This is a genomic window from Thalassotalea piscium, assembly GCF_030295935.1.
Lineage (GTDB): Bacteria > Pseudomonadota > Gammaproteobacteria > Enterobacterales > Alteromonadaceae > Thalassotalea_B > Thalassotalea_B piscium.
On record NZ_AP027362.1, the window covers coordinates 1833018 to 1857534 of the forward strand.

At 36.4% G+C, this 24517-nt stretch carries 25 protein-coding genes and 1 tRNA gene; 16 read left to right on the forward strand and 10 right to left on the reverse strand.

Translation table 11 applies throughout. The features are described 5' to 3' along the window. Positions 1-10: 10 nt before the first annotated feature. From QUD79_RS07905 to tehB, 6 genes are all read left to right on the forward strand, one after another. Positions 11-277 (forward strand): hypothetical protein, encoded by a 267-nt coding sequence (locus tag QUD79_RS07905; protein ID WP_184422798.1) that lies wholly within the window; start codon positions 11-13, stop codon positions 275-277. Continuing rightward, positions 277-909, forward strand: coding sequence for a nicotinamide riboside transporter PnuC (gene pnuC / locus QUD79_RS07910; protein ID WP_184422800.1), 633 nt, complete (start codon positions 277-279; stop codon positions 907-909). The genes QUD79_RS07905 and pnuC overlap by 1 nt, the downstream gene beginning before the upstream one ends. 18 nt (positions 910-927) lie before the next feature. Continuing rightward, the gene (locus tag QUD79_RS07915; RefSeq protein WP_184422802.1) at positions 928-1815 is read left to right on the forward strand and encodes a phosphotransferase; all 888 of its coding nucleotides are present in this window, start codon (positions 928-930) and stop codon (positions 1813-1815) included. Positions 1816-1920: 105 nt separating this feature from the next. Further along, positions 1921-2988 (forward strand): sensor histidine kinase, encoded by a 1068-nt coding sequence (locus QUD79_RS07920; RefSeq protein ID WP_184422805.1) that lies wholly within the window; start codon positions 1921-1923, stop codon positions 2986-2988. 2 nt (positions 2989-2990) lie between these two features. Beyond that, positions 2991-3815 (forward strand): LytR/AlgR family response regulator transcription factor, encoded by an 825-nt coding sequence (locus QUD79_RS07925; RefSeq protein ID WP_184422807.1) that lies wholly within the window; start codon positions 2991-2993, stop codon positions 3813-3815. A 163-nt stretch (positions 3816-3978) separates the two neighbouring features. Next, positions 3979-4545 (forward strand): tellurite resistance methyltransferase TehB, encoded by a 567-nt coding sequence (tehB, locus tag QUD79_RS07930; protein WP_184422809.1) that lies wholly within the window; start codon positions 3979-3981, stop codon positions 4543-4545. A gap of 244 nt (positions 4546-4789) precedes the next feature. Here the strand turns inward: tehB and QUD79_RS07935 are convergent, their stop codons facing one another. From QUD79_RS07935 to QUD79_RS07945, 3 genes are all read right to left on the reverse strand, one after another. Next, positions 4790-5791: an ATP-dependent 6-phosphofructokinase gene (locus tag QUD79_RS07935; protein ID WP_184422811.1), complete on the reverse strand. Its 1002-nt coding sequence runs from the start codon at positions 5789-5791 to the stop codon at positions 4790-4792. A 679-nt stretch (positions 5792-6470) separates the two neighbouring features. Then, entirely contained in the window at positions 6471-7922 is a 1452-nt protein-coding gene (gene pyk / locus QUD79_RS07940; RefSeq protein ID WP_184422813.1) for a pyruvate kinase, read from the reverse strand. Positions 7923-7971: 49 nt separating this feature from the next. Further along, positions 7972-8820 (reverse strand): MurR/RpiR family transcriptional regulator, encoded by an 849-nt coding sequence (locus QUD79_RS07945; protein WP_184422815.1) that lies wholly within the window; start codon positions 8818-8820, stop codon positions 7972-7974. A gap of 289 nt (positions 8821-9109) precedes the next feature. On the opposite strand from QUD79_RS07945, the gene zwf reads away from it, so the two are divergent. From zwf to QUD79_RS07965, 4 genes are all read left to right on the forward strand, one after another. Further along, positions 9110-10579, forward strand: coding sequence for a glucose-6-phosphate dehydrogenase (zwf, locus tag QUD79_RS07950; protein ID WP_184422817.1), 1470 nt, complete (start codon positions 9110-9112; stop codon positions 10577-10579). A gap of 1 nt (position 10580) precedes the next feature. Next, positions 10581-11270, forward strand: a complete 690-nt coding sequence (gene pgl, locus QUD79_RS07955) for a 6-phosphogluconolactonase (protein ID WP_184422819.1) — start codon at positions 10581-10583, stop codon at positions 11268-11270. A gap of 3 nt (positions 11271-11273) precedes the next feature. Continuing rightward, positions 11274-13088, forward strand: coding sequence for a phosphogluconate dehydratase (gene edd / locus QUD79_RS07960; RefSeq protein ID WP_184422821.1), 1815 nt, complete (start codon positions 11274-11276; stop codon positions 13086-13088). 160 nt (positions 13089-13248) lie between these two features. Continuing rightward, positions 13249-13896 (forward strand): bifunctional 4-hydroxy-2-oxoglutarate aldolase/2-dehydro-3-deoxy-phosphogluconate aldolase, encoded by a 648-nt coding sequence (locus QUD79_RS07965; RefSeq protein ID WP_184422823.1) that lies wholly within the window; start codon positions 13249-13251, stop codon positions 13894-13896. Positions 13897-14260: 364 nt separating this feature from the next. Here the strand turns inward: QUD79_RS07965 and gap are convergent, their stop codons facing one another. Continuing rightward, positions 14261-15256 carry a type I glyceraldehyde-3-phosphate dehydrogenase gene (gene gap / locus QUD79_RS07970; protein WP_184422831.1) on the reverse strand — a complete coding sequence of 332 codons (996 nt, stop codon included), beginning with the start codon at positions 15254-15256 and terminating at the stop codon, positions 14261-14263. 223 nt (positions 15257-15479) lie between these two features. On the opposite strand from gap, the gene gnd reads away from it, so the two are divergent. From gnd to QUD79_RS07990, 4 genes are all read left to right on the forward strand, one after another. Beyond that, the gene (gene gnd / locus QUD79_RS07975; protein WP_184422833.1) at positions 15480-17009 is read left to right on the forward strand and encodes an NADP-dependent phosphogluconate dehydrogenase; all 1530 of its coding nucleotides are present in this window, start codon (positions 15480-15482) and stop codon (positions 17007-17009) included. A gap of 3 nt (positions 17010-17012) precedes the next feature. After that, entirely contained in the window at positions 17013-17387 is a 375-nt protein-coding gene (gene msrB, locus QUD79_RS07980) for a peptide-methionine (R)-S-oxide reductase MsrB (RefSeq protein WP_184422835.1), read from the forward strand. 238 nt (positions 17388-17625) lie between these two features. Further along, positions 17626-19074: a glyceraldehyde-3-phosphate dehydrogenase gene (locus QUD79_RS07985; protein WP_184422837.1), complete on the forward strand. Its 1449-nt coding sequence runs from the start codon at positions 17626-17628 to the stop codon at positions 19072-19074. A gap of 363 nt (positions 19075-19437) precedes the next feature. Beyond that, entirely contained in the window at positions 19438-19626 is a 189-nt protein-coding gene (locus tag QUD79_RS07990) for a cytoplasmic protein (protein ID WP_246454882.1), read from the forward strand. A 10-nt stretch (positions 19627-19636) separates the two neighbouring features. On the opposite strand, the gene QUD79_RS07995 is transcribed toward QUD79_RS07990, so the two are convergent. The 6 genes from QUD79_RS07995 to QUD79_RS08020 all read right to left on the reverse strand — a co-directional run bounded on the left by QUD79_RS07995 (position 19637) and on the right by QUD79_RS08020 (position 22482). Then, positions 19637-19966, reverse strand: a complete 330-nt coding sequence (locus QUD79_RS07995; RefSeq protein ID WP_184422840.1) for a TusE/DsrC/DsvC family sulfur relay protein — start codon at positions 19964-19966, stop codon at positions 19637-19639. Beyond that, entirely contained in the window at positions 19966-20256 is a 291-nt protein-coding gene (gene tusB / locus QUD79_RS08000; RefSeq protein WP_184422842.1) for a sulfurtransferase complex subunit TusB, read from the reverse strand. The genes QUD79_RS07995 and tusB overlap by 1 nt, the downstream gene beginning before the upstream one ends. 8 nt (positions 20257-20264) lie before the next feature. After that, the gene (tusC, locus tag QUD79_RS08005) at positions 20265-20633 is read right to left on the reverse strand and encodes a sulfurtransferase complex subunit TusC (protein ID WP_184422845.1); all 369 of its coding nucleotides are present in this window, start codon (positions 20631-20633) and stop codon (positions 20265-20267) included. Beyond that, entirely contained in the window at positions 20633-21004 is a 372-nt protein-coding gene (gene tusD / locus QUD79_RS08010) for a sulfurtransferase complex subunit TusD (protein WP_184422847.1), read from the reverse strand. The genes tusC and tusD overlap by 1 nt, the downstream gene beginning before the upstream one ends. 84 nt (positions 21005-21088) lie before the next feature. Next, a complete protein-coding gene (locus QUD79_RS08015; RefSeq protein WP_184422849.1) occupies positions 21089-21757 on the reverse strand; it encodes a Bax inhibitor-1/YccA family protein in 669 nt (222 codons plus the stop codon). A gap of 128 nt (positions 21758-21885) precedes the next feature. Further along, the gene (locus QUD79_RS08020; RefSeq protein ID WP_184422851.1) at positions 21886-22482 is read right to left on the reverse strand and encodes a DNA-3-methyladenine glycosylase I; all 597 of its coding nucleotides are present in this window, start codon (positions 22480-22482) and stop codon (positions 21886-21888) included. 142 nt (positions 22483-22624) lie between these two features. On the opposite strand from QUD79_RS08020, the gene QUD79_RS08025 reads away from it, so the two are divergent. Together QUD79_RS08025 and QUD79_RS08030 are read left to right on the forward strand one after the other, a co-directional pair. After that, a tRNA-Ser gene (locus tag QUD79_RS08025) sits at positions 22625-22715 on the forward strand. 713 nt (positions 22716-23428) lie between these two features. Continuing rightward, entirely contained in the window at positions 23429-24142 is a 714-nt protein-coding gene (locus tag QUD79_RS08030; protein ID WP_184422853.1) for an NYN domain-containing protein, read from the forward strand. Positions 24143-24517: the final 375 nt, after the last annotated feature.

A 24517-nucleotide genomic window follows, 5' to 3' on the forward strand; every position in this document is an offset into this window, starting at 1 on the left:
AGGCAATATAATGAATATTTCAATTGAAATTAGCTTATACCCATTAGCGCAAGAAAAATTTAAAACAGATATTTGGGCTTTTATACATAAATTGCGCGCTATTGATGGCTTAACCGTTGTCACTAATGGCATGAGTACTCAAGTATTTGGTGACTATGACTTAGCGGTAAAGCATGTAATGGAAGAAGTTAAGCTAGTACATCAAACCATTGATAGCGCGGTATTCGTGTGCAAATTCATCTCTGGTGACCGTTCTGAAGTAGAAGCTGAAAGTTAATGGCTGATATTGTTCATTATTATGCTAATTTACCGCTAGTTGAATGGCTTGCGGTAATTAGCTCATTATTATATGTAATTCTTGCAGCGAATAATAATATATGGTGTTGGCCCGCCGCGCTGGTTAGTACCACATTATATACGGTGATCTTTTATGAGTTTTACTTATGGTCTGACAGCTTATTACAGGTCTATTATTTTGCCATGGCGATATATGGTTGGATATGTTGGCGTGAACATACAGCTAATGGTAACGAAAAACCGTTACTAGCAATTAACCAAAAAACAATAGGGTTTCATATTAAGGCCATACTTATCTGTGGTGTTATTTCGCTATTAGTAGGTTGGTTGATGGCAAATTTCACACCAACGCATTTCCCATATTTAGATGCAGTTACTACCATATTTGCGTTATTTGCTACGTATTTAGTTACACAAAAGGTTGTTGAAAACTGGTTATATTGGATCGCTATCGATTTTGTTTCTATTTACCTTTATATTGAAAAGGCATTAATCCCTACAGCGTTTCTTTTTGGTTTTTTTGTTGTGTTTGCTACTTATGGTTATTTCAAATGGCGCAGACTTTTAAACATCACCGAGGAACCTACTAATTATGCTAGTAGCACAGGGTAGGGTAACTTGATTAATATTATGGAGACACTACAAAATTTAGTGTTTTTCAAAGATAAACATATTAGCAATGTTATTCCTATTGCAACAGGGTACAGTCAAGACACATTCGCAGTGTATTGCGATAAAAATGATGTATATTTTGCAAAGTATTTTGACTCTGAAAATACACATTTTGCCGCTATAGAAAAAGAAGTGCTTCACTTGACCACTGATAACCCTTCTACACTAAAATTGCTTTACCATGATGTACATTGGCTAGTCACTCCGTATTTAAAAGGTGGTAACTTAGCCAATAAAGTAATGGCTATTGACAAAAAAGTCACATTAACGATAGAGGCGATGTTAAGTTTTCAAACAACACTTATAGATTCAAAGCTGATAAGCCCTTTAAATTTTTCATCTATTCTTAGCTTTTTTACGCATAGGATTAACTTAAGCGCATCACAAAAAGTATTACTTAAATCGATATTAATAGATGAGTTGCTAATCGATAATGCGTCGTATGTTTTGTGCCACGGTGATCTAAATTTTACGAATGTTTTGATAACTGAAACACAGAGAGTTAATCCGACTTTGATAGATTTTGAGTGCTGCTGCTATGCTGAAATTGAATATGATTTAGGTATGATGATCGCAATTAACAACCTAGTTAAATCTACTGATCTACAAGTAACATTAACTAATATTGAAGCGTATTTAACTACAAAATTAATCAGTATCAATAAACAAAGGGTTACGCGTTACTTATTAAAATCGCTTTTAATCAATGGGTTATGGTATTTAGACAAGTATAACGTAACCATGGACAAACAGTGGCTATATTTAGCATTTGAACAATTTAACCAAGCAGATGTTGTTAATGGTGAAGGCAATATTATTAGCACCATGTTTGAAGGTGTATTTTAACCTGAGGTAAATGAGACAATTAGCTTGAAAGATACGGTCAGTAACAGTGCGTTGTTTATTTCAATGCTCCATAATTAACCCTATGATATCTATTGAGCTGTATCCGTGAATTGGAAAAACATTATTGAAAATAAAGACCGATTATTTTGGTTAATGCACACCGGCGGATGGCTTGGTTTTGTGTTGATCCATTATTTGAGCTCTTTACTTCATGATCTTCGTGATTTGTTCGTTATTATAATTTTCTTAAATGCATACGCAGGCTGGATGTTCAGTATTCCACTGCGCTATCTTTACCGTAAAATTTGGAATTCCACGCCTTTAAAAATAGCATTAACGGTACTATTAGCCTCTTATTTTACTGGTTTGCTCTGGCAGATTGTCAAAAACATTAATTACTGGGAAATTTATAAGCACGGATATAGGCCAGAGTTTTTAATTCATTACCTTAAGAATTCGTTATTTTCTTTTTCAATTATGCTGTGTTGGAGTGTGCTTTACTTTGGGACTAAATATTACCAAATGCTGCAAACAGAGAAGCAAAATGTCCTACAAGCAAATAGTGTAGCTCATCAAGCCCAACTCAAAATGCTACGCTATCAATTAAATCCACATTTTTTATTTAATACGTTAAACGCAATTTCAACGTTAATATTGGTTGAAGACAATAAAACAGCAAATGGTATGGTAACAAAACTTAGTGAATTTTTAAGGTATTCGCTTGATAAAGACCCAATGAAGCGAGTAACACTTGATAATGAAATTGATGCATTAAAGCTATACTTAGGGATTGAAAAGGTGCGTTTTGAAGAGCGCTTGAAAATAGAGATTAATATTGCCTCAGACTGCAGACAAGCGTTAGTTCCTAGTATGATATTGCAACCGTTGGCAGAAAACTCAATTAAATATGCTATTGCTGAAAGAGAAGAAGGTGGCACAATTACAGTAAGTGTAAGTCGTTTTGGTAATGATCTTTTAATAGAACTGTCAGATGATGGCCCCGGTGCTAATATTGTTGATGGTAATATTTTCAGAGATAAAGGTGTTGGTTTGGCCAATACCAGAGAAAGGCTACAAGCGCTTTACCCTGGAAATTTTTCATTAGTTATTGCCCAAAATAATCCAAATGGTGTTAAAGTTAACATCAGACTGCCATATGATAATGGAAATTAGTAATGAACAAAGCGTTGTCAACAATTATTGTTGATGATGAACCGTTAGCTCGTAAGGGTTTAGCCGTTCGTTTAGCTGAGCACAAAGACATTAATATAATAGCCCAATGCAGTAATGGTCGAGAAGCAATTGAAGCGGTAAGAATACATCAACCCGACTTAATGTTTTTAGATATTCAAATGCCGGGTTTAAATGGCTTTGAGGTTATGCAATCTATCATCGACCAAAATTTAACCTTACCCATGGTTGTTTTTGTTACTGCATTTGATCAATATGCACTTCAAGCGTTTGAGGTACATGCACAAGACTATTTATTGAAACCAGCGGATGAAGAACGATTATCTCAATCGCTAGATAAAATTAGAGAAAAACGTCAAAGCCAACAAAATGCCGAGCACAAATCGAAATTAGTGCGTTTGGTCAGTAATGTTACTGGTAATGACTATCACACAATATTGAAAGAGCTAGAATCTGATCTTCCCGTTTCTATTACCAGTTATTCTGATGTGCTTGCGATAAAGGATGGTGGTGAAGTTAGTAGGGTGCCAACTAAAGATATATTATGGATTGATGCAGCGGGAGATTACATGTGTGTTCATACTGAAGAAAATACACATATCTTAAGAAAAACAATGAAACAGCTCGAAGAGTTACTGGACCCTAAACTTTTTGTACGTAGTCATCGTTCTACTATTGTGAATAAACACTATATTGGTAAGTTTTGTAGTCAACTTAACGGCGAATACTTTTTAGTAATGAGTAATGGTAAAGAACTGAAGGTTAGTCGTAGTTACAAAGACAAAGTTAAACAAGCCGTTAACGAATAGCCAATTTACTTTAAGTTGGCTTTTGAATCTAACTCCCGGAAAATTACAGCTTTGTCCTGTTTGTTGATTAAGGACAACAAACATTTATAAATAGATCTATTTTTATTTATAAGTGTAAAATCAATAGTAATATAGCCCTCTAATTTTAAAACTAAGTGAAAACATGACAGTTGATTTAAATAGCCGTTATGGCCTAAGTGCCGTACATAGTGAAGTGGTAGATGCGTGTAAAATTATTGAGCCATGTAATGCTTTAGATATGGGATGTTCTAGCGGGCGAAATGCACTTTACCTTGCTCAGCTTGGGTTTGATGTTACCGCAATAGATATTAACCCTAGTGCTATTGCTATGTTAGAGCGTATTTGTAGTGAAGAAAAGCTTAATTCTATCCAGACTCAAGTAAGCGATATAAATAATGCTAGCCTTGATACTAACTATGGTTTTATATCCTGTACCGTAACCTTAATGTTTATCGATCCGTCACGCTTTGATGATATTATTGCTGATATGCAAAAGTCTACGTTTGTTGGCGGGTATAATCTAATTGTGTGTGCGATGAATACCGAAGAACATCCTTGTCCTGTTCCATTTCCTTTTACCCTTAAAGCAGGGCAGTTACGTGAAGTGTATGACGGTTGGGAACTTATTAAATACAATGAAGACTTAGGTACAATGCATAATGGCGCCCAATTGCAGTTTGCTACTTTACTAGCTCGTAAGCTTAGCTAATAAATATTTGACCAATTCAGAGCATCATCAGGGAAGTTAGAACAAAGTAAATTGATGCAGTTGTAGTATTTTCCATCCATTCAATTTGTAAAGTCATCACTTTTCTGACGGGCTCTCAAGGGCGAGTTTAAAAGGCTTACGTAGGTGCAGTTAACGAGAATAACCATTATCTGTGATCAGTGCCTTGCCTCTAAGCTATTTAATGTTGCTGAATGAACAACTATTTTTTCAATTGCTATTAGATTTAACCTTGATTTGATACTGATAAAATATCATGTTGCGCTTTTATTAGTCGCTGACTTACTTCTTTCGTTTTTTGGGTTGCGTGTTGAAGTAAAACCGTAACGACAGCACCATTACTTTCTCCGATCATTATCCCTGTTTTATCTTCTGTGATCGCTTGTACAGCAGCTATACCAAGTTTGGTAGCTAAAATGCGATCTTTAGCCACAGGTGCACCACCACGCTGTATATGCCCTAATATACATGGTGTACAGTCTATGCCAGTTTTGTTTGTTATTTGAGCTGCAAGGTTTGTATTTCCTTCGGGCCATAAATTTTCTGCTATAACGATTAAATAGCCCGCATGACGATTTTGTTGAACGACTTTAATGTCATTACTTAAGTCATTAAGGCGTGCAGCTTGATCAGTACAGTCAAAGTTCTCAAATGATAATATCTGCTCAGCTGCAGTGGCAATTCCTACATTAAAAGTAATATGGCCACTTCTACGCCCCATCACTTCTACTAAAAATACACGCTCAAATGCATCAGCGGTATCTCTGATCTTATCGATAGCTTCAATTGCGGTATTTACAGCTGTAGAAAACCCAATAGTATAGTCGGTTTCGCAAATATCATTATCGATAGTGCCGGGTATACCAATCACCTGACCTTGCCAATGTTTTGCTAACTTGATTGCGCCTTTGAATGAACCATCGCCACCGATGACAATGAGCGCATCTATTTTATCATTTTCAAGGGTAAGAATAGCCTGATTAACTCCCTGTTCGCTGTGCATTGCATTGCACCGTGCACTTTTTAAAATAGTACCTCCACGGCCAATAATACCGTTAACATCAGCTAATTTAAGGCTTTTACACTCTCGATTAATTAAACCATTATAACCATGATAATAGCCAATAAGGTTATAGTTATAATGATGGGCACTTAAAACAATTGCACGAATTGCTGCATTCATTCCAGGGGCATCTCCACCACTTGTAAGTAATGCGATATTTTTCATGATCTAACGCTCGATTATTGAATTAAATTAAGGAGGTTAAGCCAATTTAATCTATTGCTGCTTTAATTACCATGAGGAAATAGGGGAGTTACTATGCTTCTATTAAAGAGTAAAGTTCAAGTGGCTTAGGTTTTAGTATAAGTAGCTGTACTAAAATATGAATAATATAGGTTAAAAAAGCTGGGTCTATTGATCTTTTAGGCTCTGCTATAAGCTATTTTAAGATAACAAGAGGAAAATAGTGCGATGTAGATATTCTATCTGAACTAACCTGAATTAGGGATAAGCTAAGTACACCAAAGCTACAATTTTATGCAGATCTGCGTTTAATTTGCAACTAATAGCCGGCTATTAGGTGCTCAAATCAGCCGTGATACAAACAAAATATAGCATTGGTAGTAAATTTGCACTTAATACTAAAAAAAAGAAATAATCTAAAATATTGCAAAGTATGATTTTTATCTTCGTTAAACGTACATCCATTATCCCGAGTTCAGGTTAACTATTTTTAACGTAGCTAGGTTGAAAAATAGCCATAGCCGTCTGCGTTGCCTCGAAAAAGCGTCACTCTTTGTTGCTTAATGTGAATTTGAAACAACTAAATATTACATTAAGCGCCACGATTGACAGCCATTCAAGTGCAACAGAGCAATAAATTGAAAGATCAACAGACCCTATATTATTTGTTATTAAATTTAGTGATCACTAATACCTTCATGGTGTTTGTAGCACCCACTGTTTCCATCATGTCTCCATAGGTAAATATAACTTTATCACCTTCTTTTAAATCTGCTTTTTTAACAACTGCGGCGAGTACCTTTTCCGATAAATCGTCGTTTGTACATGGCGTAGAATCGAAATATAAAGGGTAAACACCTCGATATATAGCAGAGTTATTTAACGTTTTTTGATGACGAGACAATGAGTAAATAGGTAAGCCTGAAGTAATACGTGACATTATTTTACTTGTTTGCCCTGATTCAGTTAATGAAATAATTGCTTTAACACCGTCTAAATGATTGGCAGCATACATAGCTGACAAAGCAATAGTCTCAGACACTTCAGTGAAGGTAAGTTCCATTCTGTGATTAGAGATATTGACAGAACGATGAGTTTCCGCACCTACACAAACAGAAGCCATCGCAGTTACCGTTTCAACAGGGTACTTACCTGCGGCAGTTTCAGCAGACAACATAACAGCATCAGTACCATCTAGTACCGCGTTCGAAACATCCATTACTTCGGCACGGGTAGGCATGGGTTGCTCGATCATTGTTTCCATCATTTGTGTTGCTGTAATTACAGCACGGTTTAATTGACGACTTCGTGCAATTATATGCTTTTGCTTTCCAACTAGGGCAGCGTCGCCAATTTCAACGCCTAAATCACCACGGGCAACCATAACAACGTCTGATGCAAGTATTATTTCATCTAATACCTTATCATCATTAACGGCTTCAGCCCGTTCAATTTTTGACACTAAACGTGCATTACAATTAGCTTCTTGCGCTAATAAGCGAGCCTCACGCATATCGGCAGCATCACGTGGAAATGATACGGCTAAAAAGTCGACATCAATTTTTGCGGCTAATTTAATATCTTCTTTATCTTTTTCTGTAAGTGCAGGAGCAGTCAAACCACCACCTTGGCGATTTATCCCTTTATTATTTGATAAAGGGCCTCCAACGGTAACTTCGGTAAATACAGAAGCACCTTCAGTGCTTAATACCTTTAATTGAACTCGCCCATCATCTAACAATAAAATGTCACCTGCATGTACATCTTCGGGCAGCTTTTTATAGTCAATACCTACTTTTGTTTGGCATCCTTCACCTTTGGCTAAATTTGCATCTAATTCAAACTTTTCACCTACGGCTAATTTTATCGGGCCATCTTTAAACGTAGATATTCGAATTTTAGGTCCTTGTAAATCACCTAATATTCCAACATAAATACCTAATTCTTGAGCAAGTTCTCTAACCATAACTGCTCGGGCTATATGGTCTTCAGGGGTGCCATGCGAAAAGTTAAGTCTTACCACATTAACGCCAGCGGCCAGTACTTTTTTGAGAATTTCACGGTCTTCTGTTGCTGGACCTAAGGTGGCAACAATTTTTGTTCTTCTAGGCATTTTAATCCTTACAATTTTGTTCAATTAATTAATAAGAAAAATAGGTTTTCTATTCTTTGCGTTCAAATCGTGAGCTTCGTAAGCTATCTTTTACTTTTTTCAAATTATCTCTAAACTTAGTGCCGCGTCTTAGCGTAAACCCTGTAGCTAATACATCAATTAAAGCAAGTTGAGCTATACGGGAAGACATCGGCATATATAAATCTGTATCTTCAGCAACATCGATTGATAAAACGATATTACATTCTTTCGCTAGCGGTGAACCATTTGTTGTTATCCCTATTACTGTGGCATCATTTTCTTTAGCTAAACTTGCTACTTCAACCAATGACTTTGTTCGTCCTGTATGAGAAATAACAACAACAACATCACCTTGACGACTATTAATAGCACTCATACGTTGCATTAATATGTCATCAAAATAAACAACGGGAACGTTAAAACGAAAAAATTTATTTTGTGCGTCATGAGCCACTACGGCAGAAGCGCCTAGGCCAAAAAAAGAAATTTTATTAGCCTGTGTCAATAGATCTACTGAGCGATTTATTGTTGAGGTGTCTAAGCTTTTACGCGCTAATTCAAGATTTGCCATTGTTGATTCAAAAATCTTTGCTGTATATTCTTCAGCTGAATCATTTTCATCGACATGTCGATTAACATAGGGTGTGCCGTTTGCTAGGCTTTGTGCCAAATGTAATTTAAAATCAGGGTACCCTTTAGTATCTAAGCGCCGGCAAAAGCGATTTACAGTAGGCTCACTTATATTTGCTTGCTTAGCTAACGAAGCAATACTCGCGTGAATTACTGTGGTTGGTGATGACAATATCACCTCGGCTACTTTACGTTCAGATTTACTGAATGTATCTAGTTCATTAGCAATTTTTTCTAAAATATTCATCTGGTATAGCCCTAGATCTTTTATCTACTGTAATTTATTTTCTGTTGTAATAACAGTATTTATGAAAATTTATTTCATGATTTGGCCTAATGTAATTCAAAATGGTATTTTATTGCAAACAGATATTACAACAAATAGAGATTTTCTTAGCGCTAGCCTATATATAATGAGTTAAAAAGCCTTGTGTAGTAAAATTACAGAAAATACTTTACTGAAGGTGAAACTCACGCTAAATTAGTGTATAAATGTAGTTTAGTTTCATTACCAGATAAAATTTGAGAAGTGAATTATGGAAAATTTTGATTATCAATCAGCGAGTGAGATTGTTATTTTTGGGGCGTTAGGTGATTTATCACGTAGAAAACTATTACCTGCCTTATATCAATTAGATCTTGCTGGCCTATTAAACCCAGCGAGTCGTATTGTTGGGGTTGCTCGTCAAGAGCATACACCAGAAGAGTTTGAAGCTCTGGTTTTAGAAAATTTACATACTTTTGTTAAAGAAAGTTTGGATCAAGAAACTATAGAAAGGTTTAAAGCACGCCTGGTATATCAAACACTCGATTTTAAACAAATAGATGCTTATGAAAATTTAAGCGAAACCTTGGCTAATGGCCATGATACTCGTGTTTATTATTTCTCTACGCCACCTGATATATATGGAGATATTGGTAGTGGACTTAATGCAGCAAATCTTATTTGTAGTAAAGATCGTGTCGTAATGGAAAAGCCTATAGGGCATTGCTTAGCATCCTCAATTGTAATTAATGATCATGTATCTAAGTATTTTGCAGAAAGCCAAATTTATAGAATTGATCATTACTTAGGTAAAGAAACCGTATTAAATTTACTTGTTCTGCGTTTTGCAAACTCATTATTTACTAATAATTGGGACAGAAACTGTATTGATCATGTTCAAATTACAGTGGCTGAAAGTGTTGGTATTGAAGGTCGTTGGGGCTTTTATGATGAAGCAGGGCAGATGCGAGACATGATACAAAATCATTTGTTGCAAATATTGTCATTATTAGCAATGGAGCCTCCTGCAGATCTAGGTGCAGATAGTATTCGTGACGAAAAGCTAAAGGTGCTTCGTGCGTTGGTGCCTATAACGCGATTTAATGTAAAAGATAAAACAGTTCGTGGACAATACACTGATGGTTTTTTAAATGGAATTGCGGTACCAGGATATTTAAATGAAGAAGACTCTAACGAGAATAGTAATACAGAAACCTTTGTTGCAATAAAAACTGAAATTGATAACTGGCGATGGAAAGGGGTTCCCTTTTATTTAAGAACCGGAAAACGGATGCCAGCAAAACATAGCGAAATAGTGATTCATTTTAAACAACAGCCACACAATATTTTTAAAGACAGCTATGCTGATTTACCTTCGAATAAACTCACCATTCGACTGCAACCAGATGAAGGGGTTGAGTTAGAAATGATGAATAAAATTCCAGGTATCGCATCACAAATGAAAATTCATGAAAATAAACTCGATTTGAGCTTTTCTAAAACTTATAAAAACACGCGGGTTGTTGAAGCATATGAACGTTTAATGTTGGAAGTGATCAATGGTAATCAATCTTTATTCGTGCGCAGGGATGAAGTTGAAGCTGCATGGAAATGGGCAGATGGCATTATCGAAGCTTGGGAGGACACTAACGAAGCACCAAAACCATACCCAGCCGGCTCTTGGGGGCCAGTTTCTTCAATTGCTTTAATTGCACGCGACGACAGACAATGGGTAGAATAAAATGTATCAAATTAATGAATTTAAACAACGTGAATCTCTTGATCAAGCACTTGCTAGTAAAGTAGCAGATATCTTAGTTGAAGCAGTAAAATCTAAAGGTAAAGCAAGTATCGCTGTATCAGGAGGTTCAACCCCTAAAGGTTTTTTTAAGGCGTTATCACAAATAGATTTACCATGGGCCAATATTACCATTACCCTAGCAGATGAACGTTGGGTAGCGTTTGATAGTGCCGACAGTAACACACGGTTAGTACATGAAAATTTACTGCAAAATAAAGCCGTTGCGGCAAACTTTTTTCATTTAAAGCAAGACAATATATTATCTGAAGAAACATTAGCTGATTTAAATGTTGCAGCAGCGTCAATGTTATTACCGCTTGATGTCCTTATATTAGGTATGGGAGAGGACGGCCACACAGCGTCATTGTTTCCCTGCAGCGACCAAATTGATGAATGTTTTTCTACATCAGCTCCTTTATTAAGGGTTTTACCTAAAACCGCACCTAACGAACGTATTAGTTTTAGCTTTTTGTCTTTAAAAGAAAGTAAAAACATTTTCCTCCATATCAGCGGAACTGGTAAGAAAGTAGTATTAAATAAAGCGTTAGCGGATACCAACATTAAAGAAATGCCAATTAGGGCATTTATACAAGACCCTGAAATTAATACACAAGTTTTTTGGGCGGAGTAAGTAATGAATAAAAAGATTTTAGCGATTACAAATAATATTATAGAACGTAGTAAAGCGACTCGTGCTGCATATTTAAAAAAAATAGAGGCACAAAAGTCACAAACAGTGCATAGAGCCAACTTATCATGTGGTAATTTAGCCCATGGTTTTGCAGCATGCGGCAAAGAAGACAAGCAAATACTGAGAGGGCTTAATCACTCAGATATTGCGATTGTTTCTGCCTATAACGACATGTTGTCGGCACATCAACCGTATGAGGCTTACCCTAAAATCATTAAACAGGCTATCCGTGATACAGGCGGTGTAGCGCAATTTGCAGGTGGTGTTCCAGCTATGTGTGATGGCGTAACCCAAGGCCAACCGGGAATGGATTTAAGCCTGATGAGCAGAGATGTTATTGCGATGTCTACTGCAATTGCTCTGTCACATAACATGTTTGATGGCGCGGTTATATTAGGTATTTGCGATAAAATTGTACCGGGCCTATTAATCGCTACTATGACGTTTGGACATTTACCTACTGTATTTATTCCTGCTGGACCAATGCCTTCAGGTATTCCAAATAAAGAAAAAGCACGAGTACGCCAACAGTTTGCTAAAGGTGAGATTGGTGTTGAAGAGTTGCTTGAGGCTGAGTCTGCATCTTACCATAGTCCTGGTACTTGTACTTTCTTCGGCACGGCTAACTCAAACCAGTTAGTAGTAGAGGTTATGGGGTTGCATCTACCAGGAGCTTCTTTTGTATCACCTAATACACAGTTAAGAGAAGAGTTAACCAAGGCTGCATCACGCCAGGTAACGCGTTTAACGCAACAGTCAGGTAATTACATGCCTGCAGGAAAAATGATAGATGAACGTTCGATCGTAAATGCCATTGTTGCTTTGCTAGCCACAGGCGGCTCGACAAACTTAACAATGCACATTATTGCTTTTGCTAAAGCCGCAGGTATTATCGTTAACTTTCAAGACTTTAATGACTTATCTGATGCTGTTCCGCTTATTACAAGAATTTATCCTAACGGGTCAGCAGATGTTAATCACTTTCAACAAGCAGGTGGTATGGCATTACTATTCAAAGAGTTGCTTGGAGCCGGCCTACTTCATGAAGATGTTGAGACTATATGTGGACGAGGGCTTACTCAATATACTAAAACACCTGAAATTAAAGATGGTGAATTAGTTTGGTTAGATACCTTCGATCAATCTGGTGATCCTGCTGTTATTGCGACTACAGAAAAACCTTTTAAAGCAGATGGTGGTCTAAAAGTACTTAAAGGTAACTTAGGGGTTTCAGTGATGAAAACCTCATCTTTACGCGATGGTAGCTTAATTATAAAAGCTCCGGTAGTTGTTTTTGAAGATCAGCATGAATTAGATATTGCTTTTAATGCTGGTGAACTTAATAGGGATTTTATCGCCGTAGTAAGGTTTCAAGGTCCTAAGGCTCGTGGTATGCCTGAGTTACATAAATTAACCCCACCACTTGGCGTACTACAAGACAAAGGTTTTAAAGTTGCTTTAGTAACCGATGGTCGTATGTCAGGTGCATCAGGAAAAGTTCCTGCAGCGATACACCTATGCCCAGAGGCATTAGATGGCGGTTTGATCGCAAAAGTACGTAATGGAGACATGATAACGTTAAATGGCGAAACAGGAGAGCTAATACTTGATGTGGATGAAACAGTACTTGAAGAAAGAGTGTCATCTAAATTTCAAGTTAATGGCCATCATGAAGGGATGGGCCGGGAGCTATTTGGTTTTATGCGAAGAAGCTTAAGCTCAGCTGAAACTGGAGCCTGTTCTTTATTTGATCACTAATTTAAATGATGAGCAGATAATAAATAAATCGTGAAGTGAAAATCGATGTAAATAGAAGGGCTTTAAGTCTAATTAATTATCTCAGCCATTGTGATTATTGAGCCACTTCTATATGTGTTAAATATTTCGATTTTCATCGCCAATATAATAAAGAGGAATTATGACTGTAGTTAGAAATTGGAAGGTTTCCCCAAAAGACCTGTTTGAAATGGGGCCGGTTATCCCTGTACTTGTAATTGAGAATGTTGAAGACGCACTACCTATTGCTAAAGCTTTGTTATCTGCAGGGATCAAAGTCTTGGAAGTCACTTTACGAACTCCTTCAGCTTTTGCTGTAATCAAAAAGATAGCACAGGAACTTCCTGACGCTATTGTTGGTGCAGGCACTGTAACTAATAAGGAATTGTTACAACGTTCAATTGATGCTGGTGCAAAGTTTGCTATTAGTCCTGGCTTAACAAAAGATTTGTTACAAGCAGCGAACGAAGGCGAAATACCATTAATACCAGGTGTTTCATCAATTTCTGAATTAATGGATGGTATCGATTTAGGTTATGATCATTTTAAGTTCTTCCCAGCTGAGGCTTCTGGTGGCGTAAAAGCAATTCAATCTATAGGTGGTCCATTTCCGCATATTAAATTTTGCCCAACCGGCGGTATTAATATTGGCAATATACGTGATTATTTAGCATTGAATAATGTAATATGTTGTGGTGGCTCTTGGTTAGTTTCAGACGAAATTATTGCTAATAAAGATTGGAAGGCAATAAGCGCACTTTCAAAACAAGTGTTATCGCATGTTAACTAACTAAACAAATAGATAATATCTATCAAGCCAAGTAAGCTGTTAGGTATTACATGGCTTGATTCAACAGTGAAAAAATCGGCAACTTGTGTTGCCGTTTTCCTTTACTAGTAGCAATGCTTATCCATAAGAGAATGCTGTCAGTAAGTTATAAAAATAAATGCCTTGTATTTGACTGTTTTCACTGCGTATTAAATAGATCACTTATTTAATGAAACTGGTATTAACCTGAACTCGGGATAATGGATGTACATTTAATGTCCGGCTATAAGAAGCAAATTGAACGCAGATACGCATAATAATTGTAGCCTTGCTGTACTTAGCTTATCCCGAATTCAGGTTAGTTGGGTATTGAAAGCGTTGCTTGCTATTTAGAAATATAAGAGACTAAATCTAATACTTTGTTTGAATACCCTATCTCGTTATCATACCAAGAAACAACCTTAACGAAAGTATCTGTGAGTGCTATTCCTGCACCTGCGTCAAAAACAGAAGTACATGTCTCCCCAATAAAGTCATTTGATACAACGTTATCTTCTGTGTATCCCAATACACCGAGAAGCTCGCCTTGAGAAGCTAATTTCATTGCATCACAGATCTGTTGATAACTTGCAGGTTTTTCTAGATTTACCGTGAGGTCAACAACAGAAACATTTGGTGTAGGTACTCTAAATGCCATACCTGTTAATTTACCATTTAATTCAGGTATTACTTTACCTACAGCCTTTGCAGCTCCAGTTGATGAAGGAATAATGTTTTGCCCAGCACCCCGGCCACCTCGCCAGTCTTTAGCGGATGGTCCATCAACTGTTTTTTGTGTCGCTGTTGTAGCGTGCACAGTTGTCATTAAACCGACTTTTATTCCCCAGTTATCATTTAAAACCTTTGCGATAGGCGCTAGACAGTTAGTAGTGCAAGAAGCATTTGATACAATATCTTGTCCTTTGTACTCAATATTATTAACCCCCATTACAAACATTGGTGTGTTGTCTTTGGAAGGTGCAGTAAGTACAACTTTTTTGGCACCAGCCGTAATGTGCTGCCGTGCTGTTTCGTCTTTTAAAAATAAACCTGTAGCTTCAACCACCACGTCAGTGTTTATTTCATCCCATTTCAAGTTTTTGGGGTCACGTTCGGCACTAACTCTGATAGGTTTACCATTAACAACTAACTTGTTTTTAATTACTTCGACAGTACCATTAAAACGGCCATGAGTTGAGTCATACTTTAACAAATAGGCCATGTAATCTATATCTATCAGGTCATTAACACCTACAACTTCAACATCTGTGCGCTCTGTTGCTGCTCTAAAAACAAAACGGCCTATGCGACCAAAACCGTTTATACCAACTTTAATAGTCATAAAAACTCCATGGGAAATACTGTTGTAGTAAAATTACACCATTTAATAAAAATATCAAGTAAAAATAAGGTTTATGCTTTGTTTAAGCAGTTTTTTTTGATTGGATGTAGTATTGTTACGTATTGTTGTTGTTTAAAGTAATGGCACAATGCCCGTTGGTATAAAATAGCTCAAATCCGTGTTAAAATAATGAAAATTTAAAATAAAATTTTGGATGTTTTTTATGGTTCAAAACACTGAGTGCGATATTGGGTTTGTTGGCTTGGGTGTCATGGGGAAAAACCTCGTACTAAACCTAGCCGATAACGGATATACTGTTGCAGCTTTTGACCTTGATAATGAAAAAATAAAAACAACAATAATCCAAGAGAAATATGAAAGTAAGCAAGATAAAGTACGTGTTGTTGGTTGTGCTTCTTACGCTGAGTTATTGACTAGTCTTAAATCACCCCATTTAATCGTATTATCTGTTCCTGCCGGATATCCTGTGGATCAAGTTTGTGAGTGTCTTATTAATGGAGGTATCGAACCTTGCGATATTGTCATAGATACAGGTAATAGCCTATGGACAGATACCGTTGAACGTGAAAAAAAATATAAAGATAATTTTATTTTGTTTTCATCAGCTGTTTCTGGTGGCGAAGTAGGGGCGAGATTTGGTCCTTCGTTAATGCCTAGTGGTTCTGAATATGCTTGGACAAGGATCAAACCAATTTGGGAAGCTATTTCAGCCAAAGTTGACCCAGAAACTGGTAAACCTATTAATCGTAATCATCCTGGTGAAATTGTCAACTATGGAGAACCATGTACTACTTACATTGGCCCTGCAGGTGCAGGGCATTTTGTAAAAATGGTGCATAACGGTATTGAATATGCTGATATGCAAATAATTTGTGAAGCTTACCAAGCATTACGCGATGGATTACAATTATCTGCTGACGAAATAGCAAATATATTTGAACAATGGAATAAAGGCCCATTAGAAAGCTACCTTATGGAAATATCAGTCGATGTATTACGTCATAAATTAACAGTTAATGGTAAGCTAACTTCTGTTGTTGATTTAATTATTGATAAGGCAGGCCAAAAAGGCACGGGATTATGGACAGCAATTAGTAGTTTAGAGCTCGGTACCCCTGCACCTACCATCGCGCAAGCAGTTTATGCACGCTCAATGTCAGCGATGAAAAGTGTACGAGTAAAAGCTTCTTCATTATTAACAGGCCCTGACGTTAATGAGTTAACAGAACAAGAAAAAGCTGTTTTTATAGAAAACCTCCATGACGCTGTTTATTGTTCAAAAATATGTGCTTATGCACAAGGGTTCCAATTAATGAAAGATGCTCAGAAAGAGCAAGGCTGGCAACTTAATTTTTCGAGTATAGCTAAAATATGGCGAGCAGGTTGTATCATACGTGCTGTCTTTTTACAGTCAATCACACAGGCGTTTGAGCGAGAGCCTACATTAGAAAGCTTATTAGTTGATCCTTATTTTGTAGAACAACTGAATAAGCATCAGCTTAATTGGCGAAGCGCTATTGCTTCTATATCCTTACTTGGTATACCAGTAGGAGCTCTGTCATCATCGTTAGCATATTTTGATTCAATGCGTAGTAATGTTCTACCGGCTAATTTATTACAAGGACAACGTGATTACTTTGGTGCGCATACTTTTGAAAGGGTAGATCAGGTACAAGGTAAGAAATACCACATTGAATGGGCAACAGCTAAAAAAGAAATGAAGGAACTATAACCTATGACTAAAGATCCCTACAAAGATAAATTAAGTGACGACGCTTATCGTGTATGTCGTTTAGCTGCAACAGAGCAACCTTTCTCAGGAAAATACAACGATCACTGGTTAGATGGCGTATACCATTGTGTTTGTTGCGACCAACCATTATTTCAGTCTTCGAAAAAGTTTGATGCCGGTTGTGGCTGGCCAAGCTTTTATCAGGCAATTGAAGGAAACGTTAACTATTTACCTGACCATTCACACAATATGGTGAGAACAGAAATAGAATGTTTACAGTGTAACTCACATTTAGGTCATGTATTCGATGACGGGCCTAAACCAACGGGTAAACGCTACTGTGTAAACTCATTGAGTTTAACCTTTGTTGCAAAATAAGTGCTTATCCCTAGAGCACTAGGAAGTTTTGCGTTCGAAGTATTATAAAGTAGCAAAATGTTTACAATTTAGCCAAAGCAATACGATGGAAGTGAGTAAAAACTTGTAAATTAATTCTTTGTAACCTGTAGAGAATTATTTCATGTTCTATTACAATAGCGCCGCATTTTGTTATTTTATCTATAACAGGATAAAAATAGCTTACCGTTCATTTGACTGAAATAAAAAGGTTTACGTAATGACGTCTCATCTCGAGGAAGAGTATCAAATTAGTTGGCAAGAGCGCCAAACATTTGCTGAAAATATGCAGCCGATTATTGGACAGCTTTTTAGAAATAAAGGCATTGAAATTTCGGTATATGGTCGTCCATTAATGACGGCTACTTCAATTGATATTATCAAAGCACATAAATCAGTTGCATTGCATGAAGAAAGCAAGCTTCGTTTGCGAGAGAGTTTTCCTTTTGTTGAAGCATTAAGCAAAATGGATTTAGCCCCTGCACGTATTGATGTAGGTAAGCTTGCTTACCGCTATTTATTTCAAGGCGGAGCAAATGGACTTTCAATTGAACAATATTTAGAAAAAGAACTTGCTGATATTGGAAAGTCTGCAACAGCACCTACCTCTAAAGATGTTGTTTTATATGGTTTTGGCCGTATTGGTAGATTACTTGCTCGTTTATTAATTGAGCGTGCGGGACCAAGTTCAAAGCTTAATTTACGTGCTATTGTTATTCGTCCAGGCAGTGAAGGGGACTTAGCAAAGCGTGCTAGTTTACTAAGACGAGATTCTGTACATGGTGCATTCAACGGTAGCATTACTATTGATGAAGAGAATAGCGTAATAAAAGCTAATGGTGCCTTTATTCAGGTGATATACGCCAAATCACCTTCTGATATTGATTACACAAAATATGGTATTAACAATGCCTTAGTCGTTGATAATACTGGTATTTGGAGCGATGAAGAAGGTTTAGGACAGCATTTACAATCAAAAGGTGTTGATAAAGTATTACTAACAGCACCTGCAAAAGGCGATATTAAAAATATTGTTTATGGCGTAAATGAAAATATGATTTTATCTGAAGATAAAATTATATCTGCAGCTAGCTGTACTACAAATGCAATCACGCCGGTACTTAAAGCGATAAATGATGAGTTTGGTATACGTAATGGTCATGTTGAAACCGTTCATTCGTATACTAACGATCAAAATTTGATTGATAATTATCACAAAGCACCTCGCCGTGGTAGAAGCGCACCATTAAATATGGTGATCAGTACAACTGGTGCAGCAAAAGCTGTAGCTAAAGCACTTCCTGAGCTTAAAGGCTTGTTAACAGGTAACGCAATCCGAGTACCTACGCCTAATGTTTCAATGGCGATAATGAATTTAAACCTTAAAACAGCTACTGACAAGCAAGCGTTAAATGATTATTTACGCAATATTTCATTAAATTCAAACTTACAAAACCAAGTAGACTATACAGCCTCAACTGAAATTGTTTCGACAGATTTAGTTGGCTCACGTTACGCAGGTGTTGTTGATTCACAAGCAACAATTGTAGATGGTGATCGTGCTGTACTTTATGTTTGGTATGATAATGAGTTTGGTTATAGCTGCCAAGTAGTGCGTGTAATGTTAGAAATGGCGGGAATTCAAGTGCCTACATTACCCGTTATTTAGTTCTTTATTTTGTTTTTAAGAAGGCGCTTGTAGCGCCTTTTTTATTAGCGAAATTTTAAAAACTTCTAAAGCTTTACAGAATAATGCCGATAAACTATTAATAGCAATCTCACTAACTATGTGATCATTTCTACTGGCTAAAACAGTTTACTATTGCGTTATTTATTTTATAATTATCGCTACGAGGATGTAGCTTGTGTGGGTAATGCAGGAGATAATTGCCCTGACAACTAGCTATGAAAATAAACGCCTTGCATTTGACTGTTTTCACTGAGTATAAAATAGATCACTTAATTAATGAAACTGGTATAACATGTTCAAGAGTCAGCTGATCAATATAGGAGGCAAAAAATGGCGTTAAGTATGAATACAACAACCCCAGTTAACACTGAAACAGCACACGGTATTAAAACGGCTAACTTAGTTAAGGATCAAACTGAAGTCGAAGGCCAAATGGCCTTAGATTTAATACAATCTGCAAATATTAATACCCAGTTAGCTGCTCCAGCACCCGTGGGACATAAGGGCCATATTATCAACATAACGGCTTAAAATAGTAGTACTAAATACATCGAGCAGGTTTGGGTAAACCTGCATATTTTGTGGCTTGTTTTGCTGGTCCTTCTGGAAATAAACGGTATAAATACCGACTACTTGCTTTTTCTTCCCCAAACTCTGCTTTCATCGCCTTGGTTAATGCCCTTATAGCAGGTGAGGTGTTAAAGGTGAGATAAAATTCACGTACAAATCGAATAACTTCCCAGTGCGCTTCGGTTAGCGTTATTTTATCCTGCTCTGCAAGTACTAATCCCAACGCTTCATTCCACACAGTATGATCCAATAAATAGCCCTGTGCATCTGTTTCAAAAGTCTTGTCGTTGAATATAATCATTATTGCCAAGTGATCACGTTGTTGTGGTTAAATAATAAATCAAGTAAATCACTGTAGCTAATTAAGTTTAAATTAGTTGTTGGCAACGACCTCGCTCGCATGTGCGGCTCTATTGCAAAACATTGAGTGTATGGCACTTTGATTTGAATTTCTTTAATAAAGTCTTGGTTAACATTGTAACACCCGTCATCTAGCAGCACTATAACATCGTCAGGGGCTAAGTTAGTTAAAGCTAGTGTAATTGTGTTGTTTATGAGTACAGAGTCTCTAATTAAGTGTAGGGTAGTCATTAGCAGCCTTAAAAGGTTAGTAGTACATCATGTTGATGGAGTAAACGAGAAAACTCATGAGTAGTTATCACATTTACGTTACCTATATGAAAGTCAGCTTTGATATTTCGATCCGCTAGACTTTGCTGACAAATGTATACTTTTTCTAGATCATAAAACTCAAATGCTGAGAATGTTTTTAGAAAATTTTTTACATTAATTATTTCGGGCTGCTGTCCACTTATTAATTGGTATACACCATCGCCTTGAAAAAATAAACTCGTTTCTTGTTCGTAGCTACCATAAATTAACGCTACATCAAGTGCCTCTTTTGCTATCGTTTTAGCAAAAGGAGCTTTTGTATTTACAATAGCGACTGTTTTAGATTTTACGCTCATTATAACTGCACCAATCTATCGGCTTGACTCGTTAACATTACTAATTCACCAAGGCCCGAAAGGGTGAATTCATGATGTAATAATTGCGTTTCTTCTGCAGGGTTAATTAACCCGCGTTTTTCTGCAGCAGTTGCACATAAATGTAATGGTATACTATGCTCTTGGTGAAGTGCTTTCCATAACGCTGTTAATTGTAATTCGTCGCTTGGCACAGATAAAAACTTACTGGCATTTAATACGCCATCTTGATAAAAAAATACACCAGAAATAGTAATGTTATTGTTAATCGCCTGCTCAATTAGTTTATAAGCAGTATGAGTTATATTAGCTGTTGGTGAACTAGTAACTATTAAAGCGAGTGATTTAGTCAATCTAAAATACCTTTATAAATTTAAGATAATAAAAAAGCCTCGCTAAACGAGGCTTTTTATTATAAATCAATTTACTGTAAATGTTTAATCATCACCACCGAAAGCGCCTAATAAATGCAACAGGCTAGTGAATATATTATAGATGTTTAAGTATAGAGATACAGTTGCGCGAATATAGTTACGTTCGCCACCATTTATGATGCGACTTGTATCAAATAAGATCAAACCTGACATTATTAAGATAATCGCAGAGCTAATTGCTAATGAAACAGCAGGAACTTGGAAAAATAAATTTGCTATAGCTGCAATTATTACCACAATTAAACCAACCATTAAAAAACCACCCATAAACGAGAAGTCCTTTTTACTGGTTAACGCATAACCTGATAATGAGAAAAAGATAAGGGCAGTTCCGCCAAGTGCTTGCATTATTAAAGAGCCGCCACCGGGTAACGAAGCATAATAGTTAAGCATTGGCCCTAGAGAAGCACCCATCAAACCAGTAAATGCAAATATCCAGAAAATACCGCTTGCTTTATCTGCCTGTTTATTAACAACAAATAATAAACCAAAAGCGGCTAATGTCATTACAAGGGCTACCATATGAGATAAACCCATCGCCATTGAGATACCTGCAGTAACAGCACTAAATGCTAATGTCATCGACAAAAGCATATATGTATTTTTTAATACTTTATTGATTTCAATTGCAGAGCTTTGGCTCGCTGTTTGAAAACCCATATTTGATTGCATAAACATTCCTCTAAGAACTTCATTATATAATTATAAGATAAGGTCTTTTAAGTAAAGTTCAAGTGCTTTCAAACATTACTTTAATACCTTGTGACATATTATGGCATGCGATATTTCAAATTACTACGCTATTGTTGCTTAAACTGATCAATAATTTGTTTCCGTCTGTAACAGGATATACTATGCCCATTAATTAAGCCGCAAGCTTGAAGGTATGCATAGCAAATTGTTGAGCCTACAAATTTAAACCCTCGTTTTTTCAAATCTTTACTTAAGATATCAGAAATTACAGATGTAGTAGGTGCGGCGGTACTGTCATCAATATTGCTTACTAACGTTTTATTACCTACGAACTGCCAAAGGTAATTACTAAATGAGCCAAATTCTGATTGAACAACAATAAACTGTTTAGCATTATTAACTGTCGAGGTAATTTTTAGCCTATTTCTAATAATCTCACTATTAAGCATAAGCGCATCTATTTTTGTTTGATCAAACTGGGCAACCGTTTCGATATCAAAATTGTAAAATGCTTTTCGGTAGCCTTTACGCCTTTTCAATATCGTGTACCAACTTAATCCAGCCTGTGCAGACTCTAAAATTAAATTTTCAAATAAAACTTTATCATCATGTGTGGGAATACCCCATTCGTTATCGTGGTATTTAACATAATCAGCTTTTTTTATATCAAGCCAAGAGCACCTTATTAATTTGTTATCGTTCATAAAAACCTTAAAACTGATTGAATCAACACCAAAGTGCTTAAAAAAATAGCAAACGCACTAAAAATTTAAAATTACTCTTTACAAGATAATTTCGACACTTTAATATTCGCCTCGTTCAAAAGCAAATCGCTTTTTAACCATTGGTGAGATGGCTGAGTGGTCGAAAGCACCGGTCTTGAAAACCGGCAAGGGTTTGTAGCCCTTCTAGAGTTCAAATCTCTATCTCACCGCCACATTCTAAGAAACCGCTAATTTATTAGCGGTTTTTTTTCGTCTAAAATTTACTAAACAGTATAATTTGGTTTGTAGCGCTAAACCTTCGAGTAGAGTTCAAATCTCTATCTCACCGCACATTCTAAGAAACCGCAACTTTAACGAGTCGCGGTTTTTTTTCGTCTAAAATTTACTAAACAATATAATTGGGTTTGTAGCGCTAAACCTTTGAGTAGAACCAAAATAATTGTTTGCCTAAAGGCCAGCATAAATCGCAATATGTAGGTCGGTATTTATGCCGACAGAATAGTTTGTGATAAGTGATGGCCTAAAGGCCAACCTACAAGGCAATTGCTTAAAGGCCAGCATACATCGCAATATGTAGGTCGGTATTTATGCCGACAGAATAGTTTATGGTAAGTGATGGCCTAAAGGCCAACCTACAAGGTAATATGAAGTTTCGTTTAAAGTTTATAAAGTAGTGTGGGTTTGTAGTGCAATACCTTCGAGTAGAGTTCAAATATCTATCTCACCGCCATATTTAGAAAAATAATCAACTGTGGTGGTCTAAACACACTCCTACAATTTAAATATCTTTTAAATATTGTTAGTGATTATTGTAAATTAATTGTATTTAGTGATAAAAATAAACGTGTGTACATCAAAAGTATTGTAATTTTATGTGGTTATGTCATAAATAACGAATATTTAAACTATTGAATTGAGTTAGTCTTTGAAAGAGAAGGAAAAAATTGCATTATTTATAGATGCAGATAATGCACCTGCAGCAAAAATAGATGTAATATTGTCTGAGCTTGCTCGTTATGGTGTGGTCAACATTCGTAAAGCATACGGTAATTGGAAAAGCCAATGTATTAAGCCTTGGGAAGATGTTCTTCACGAATATGCCATTCAACCCATTCAGCAATTTGATTTAACTAAAGGTAAAAATGCCACTGACATTGCGCTTGTTATTGATGCAATGGATATTCTTTACACCAAAGATGTCGATACTATTTGCTTAGTTTCTTCTGATTGTGATTTCACCCCTCTAGTTACGCGTGCGCTTGCTGATGGTAAGTTCGTTATAGGTTTTGGTGAAAGAAAAGCACCAAGTGCGTTTGTTAATAGTTGTTCTAAATTTTTGTACCTTGATGATATAGAGCAAACGGAACAGCCAATTCAAAAACGTAAACCGAGTATTAAAAGCGATACACGCTTAATGAACATGTTACGTCAGGCAGTTGAAGCATCAGAAGAGGATGATGGTTGGGCACAATTAGGGCCAATTGGTAAACATATCTCTAACCATGCATCTTTTGATCAACGTAACTATGGTTTTAAAAAGCTAAGTGATCTGTTCGCAGCGATCGATTTATTTGAAATGAAGCGTACTAATGGATCTGTCACATGGGTAAAAGACAAACGTAAACATAAGTCAGCTTAAATAGGTTGATCAAATAATCTAACCACGAGAGTGAACTTTATTGAACCTGAGCCCTAGATAACAGATGAAAGAGTAATACCTATAAGGCTATATTTTTCATTTGCTTACTGTCAATTAATCGTATTTCTTATTGGTCATATATCTATCTGATTAGTGAATCAAGGCAAGTTTGGATACTTAATAGTAAGCTATTAGTAGTTAATTTACGTTTTTTGGTTCCAGATAAAAACCAAGTGCTTGCGTCTATGTAGCTAATGCAGATAACTTCAAAAATTGTGATATTGACGTGAACAGCTTATCCATAACTCATTTACTACCTTTCTACCTAGTTTCTTTCATCAACTTAGTATATCTAATACTGTTTTGAATACAGCA

Coding starts and splice junctions, on each gene's coding strand:
- QUD79_RS07905 (WP_184422798.1), top strand. CDS start 11: ATGAATATTTCAATTGAAATTAGCTTATACCCATTAGCGCAAGAAAAA.
- pnuC (WP_184422800.1), top strand. CDS start 277: ATGGCTGATATTGTTCATTATTATGCTAATTTACCGCTAGTTGAATGG.
- QUD79_RS07915 (WP_184422802.1), top strand. CDS start 928: ATGGAGACACTACAAAATTTAGTGTTTTTCAAAGATAAACATATTAGC.
- QUD79_RS07925 (WP_184422807.1), top strand. CDS start 2,991: ATGAACAAAGCGTTGTCAACAATTATTGTTGATGATGAACCGTTAGCT.
- tehB (WP_184422809.1), top strand. CDS start 3,979: ATGACAGTTGATTTAAATAGCCGTTATGGCCTAAGTGCCGTACATAGT.
- QUD79_RS07935 (WP_184422811.1), bottom strand. CDS start 5,791: ATGAAAAATATCGCATTACTTACAAGTGGTGGAGATGCCCCTGGAATG.
- pyk (WP_184422813.1), bottom strand. CDS start 7,922: ATGCCTAGAAGAACAAAAATTGTTGCCACCTTAGGTCCAGCAACAGAA.
- QUD79_RS07945 (WP_184422815.1), bottom strand. CDS start 8,820: ATGAATATTTTAGAAAAAATTGCTAATGAACTAGATACATTCAGTAAA.
- zwf (WP_184422817.1), top strand. CDS start 9,110: ATGGAAAATTTTGATTATCAATCAGCGAGTGAGATTGTTATTTTTGGG.
- pgl (WP_184422819.1), top strand. CDS start 10,581: ATGTATCAAATTAATGAATTTAAACAACGTGAATCTCTTGATCAAGCA.
- edd (WP_184422821.1), top strand. CDS start 11,274: ATGAATAAAAAGATTTTAGCGATTACAAATAATATTATAGAACGTAGT.
- QUD79_RS07965 (WP_184422823.1), top strand. CDS start 13,249: ATGACTGTAGTTAGAAATTGGAAGGTTTCCCCAAAAGACCTGTTTGAA.
- gap (WP_184422831.1), bottom strand. CDS start 15,256: ATGACTATTAAAGTTGGTATAAACGGTTTTGGTCGCATAGGCCGTTTT.
- gnd (WP_184422833.1), top strand. CDS start 15,480: ATGGTTCAAAACACTGAGTGCGATATTGGGTTTGTTGGCTTGGGTGTC.
- msrB (WP_184422835.1), top strand. CDS start 17,013: ATGACTAAAGATCCCTACAAAGATAAATTAAGTGACGACGCTTATCGT.
- QUD79_RS07985 (WP_184422837.1), top strand. CDS start 17,626: ATGACGTCTCATCTCGAGGAAGAGTATCAAATTAGTTGGCAAGAGCGC.
- QUD79_RS07990 (WP_246454882.1), top strand. CDS start 19,438: ATGAATACAACAACCCCAGTTAACACTGAAACAGCACACGGTATTAAA.
- QUD79_RS07995 (WP_184422840.1), bottom strand. CDS start 19,966: ATGATTATATTCAACGACAAGACTTTTGAAACAGATGCACAGGGCTAT.
- tusB (WP_184422842.1), bottom strand. CDS start 20,256: ATGACTACCCTACACTTAATTAGAGACTCTGTACTCATAAACAACACA.
- tusC (WP_184422845.1), bottom strand. CDS start 20,633: ATGAGCGTAAAATCTAAAACAGTCGCTATTGTAAATACAAAAGCTCCT.
- QUD79_RS08015 (WP_184422849.1), bottom strand. CDS start 21,757: ATGCAATCAAATATGGGTTTTCAAACAGCGAGCCAAAGCTCTGCAATT.
- QUD79_RS08020 (WP_184422851.1), bottom strand. CDS start 22,482: ATGAACGATAACAAATTAATAAGGTGCTCTTGGCTTGATATAAAAAAA.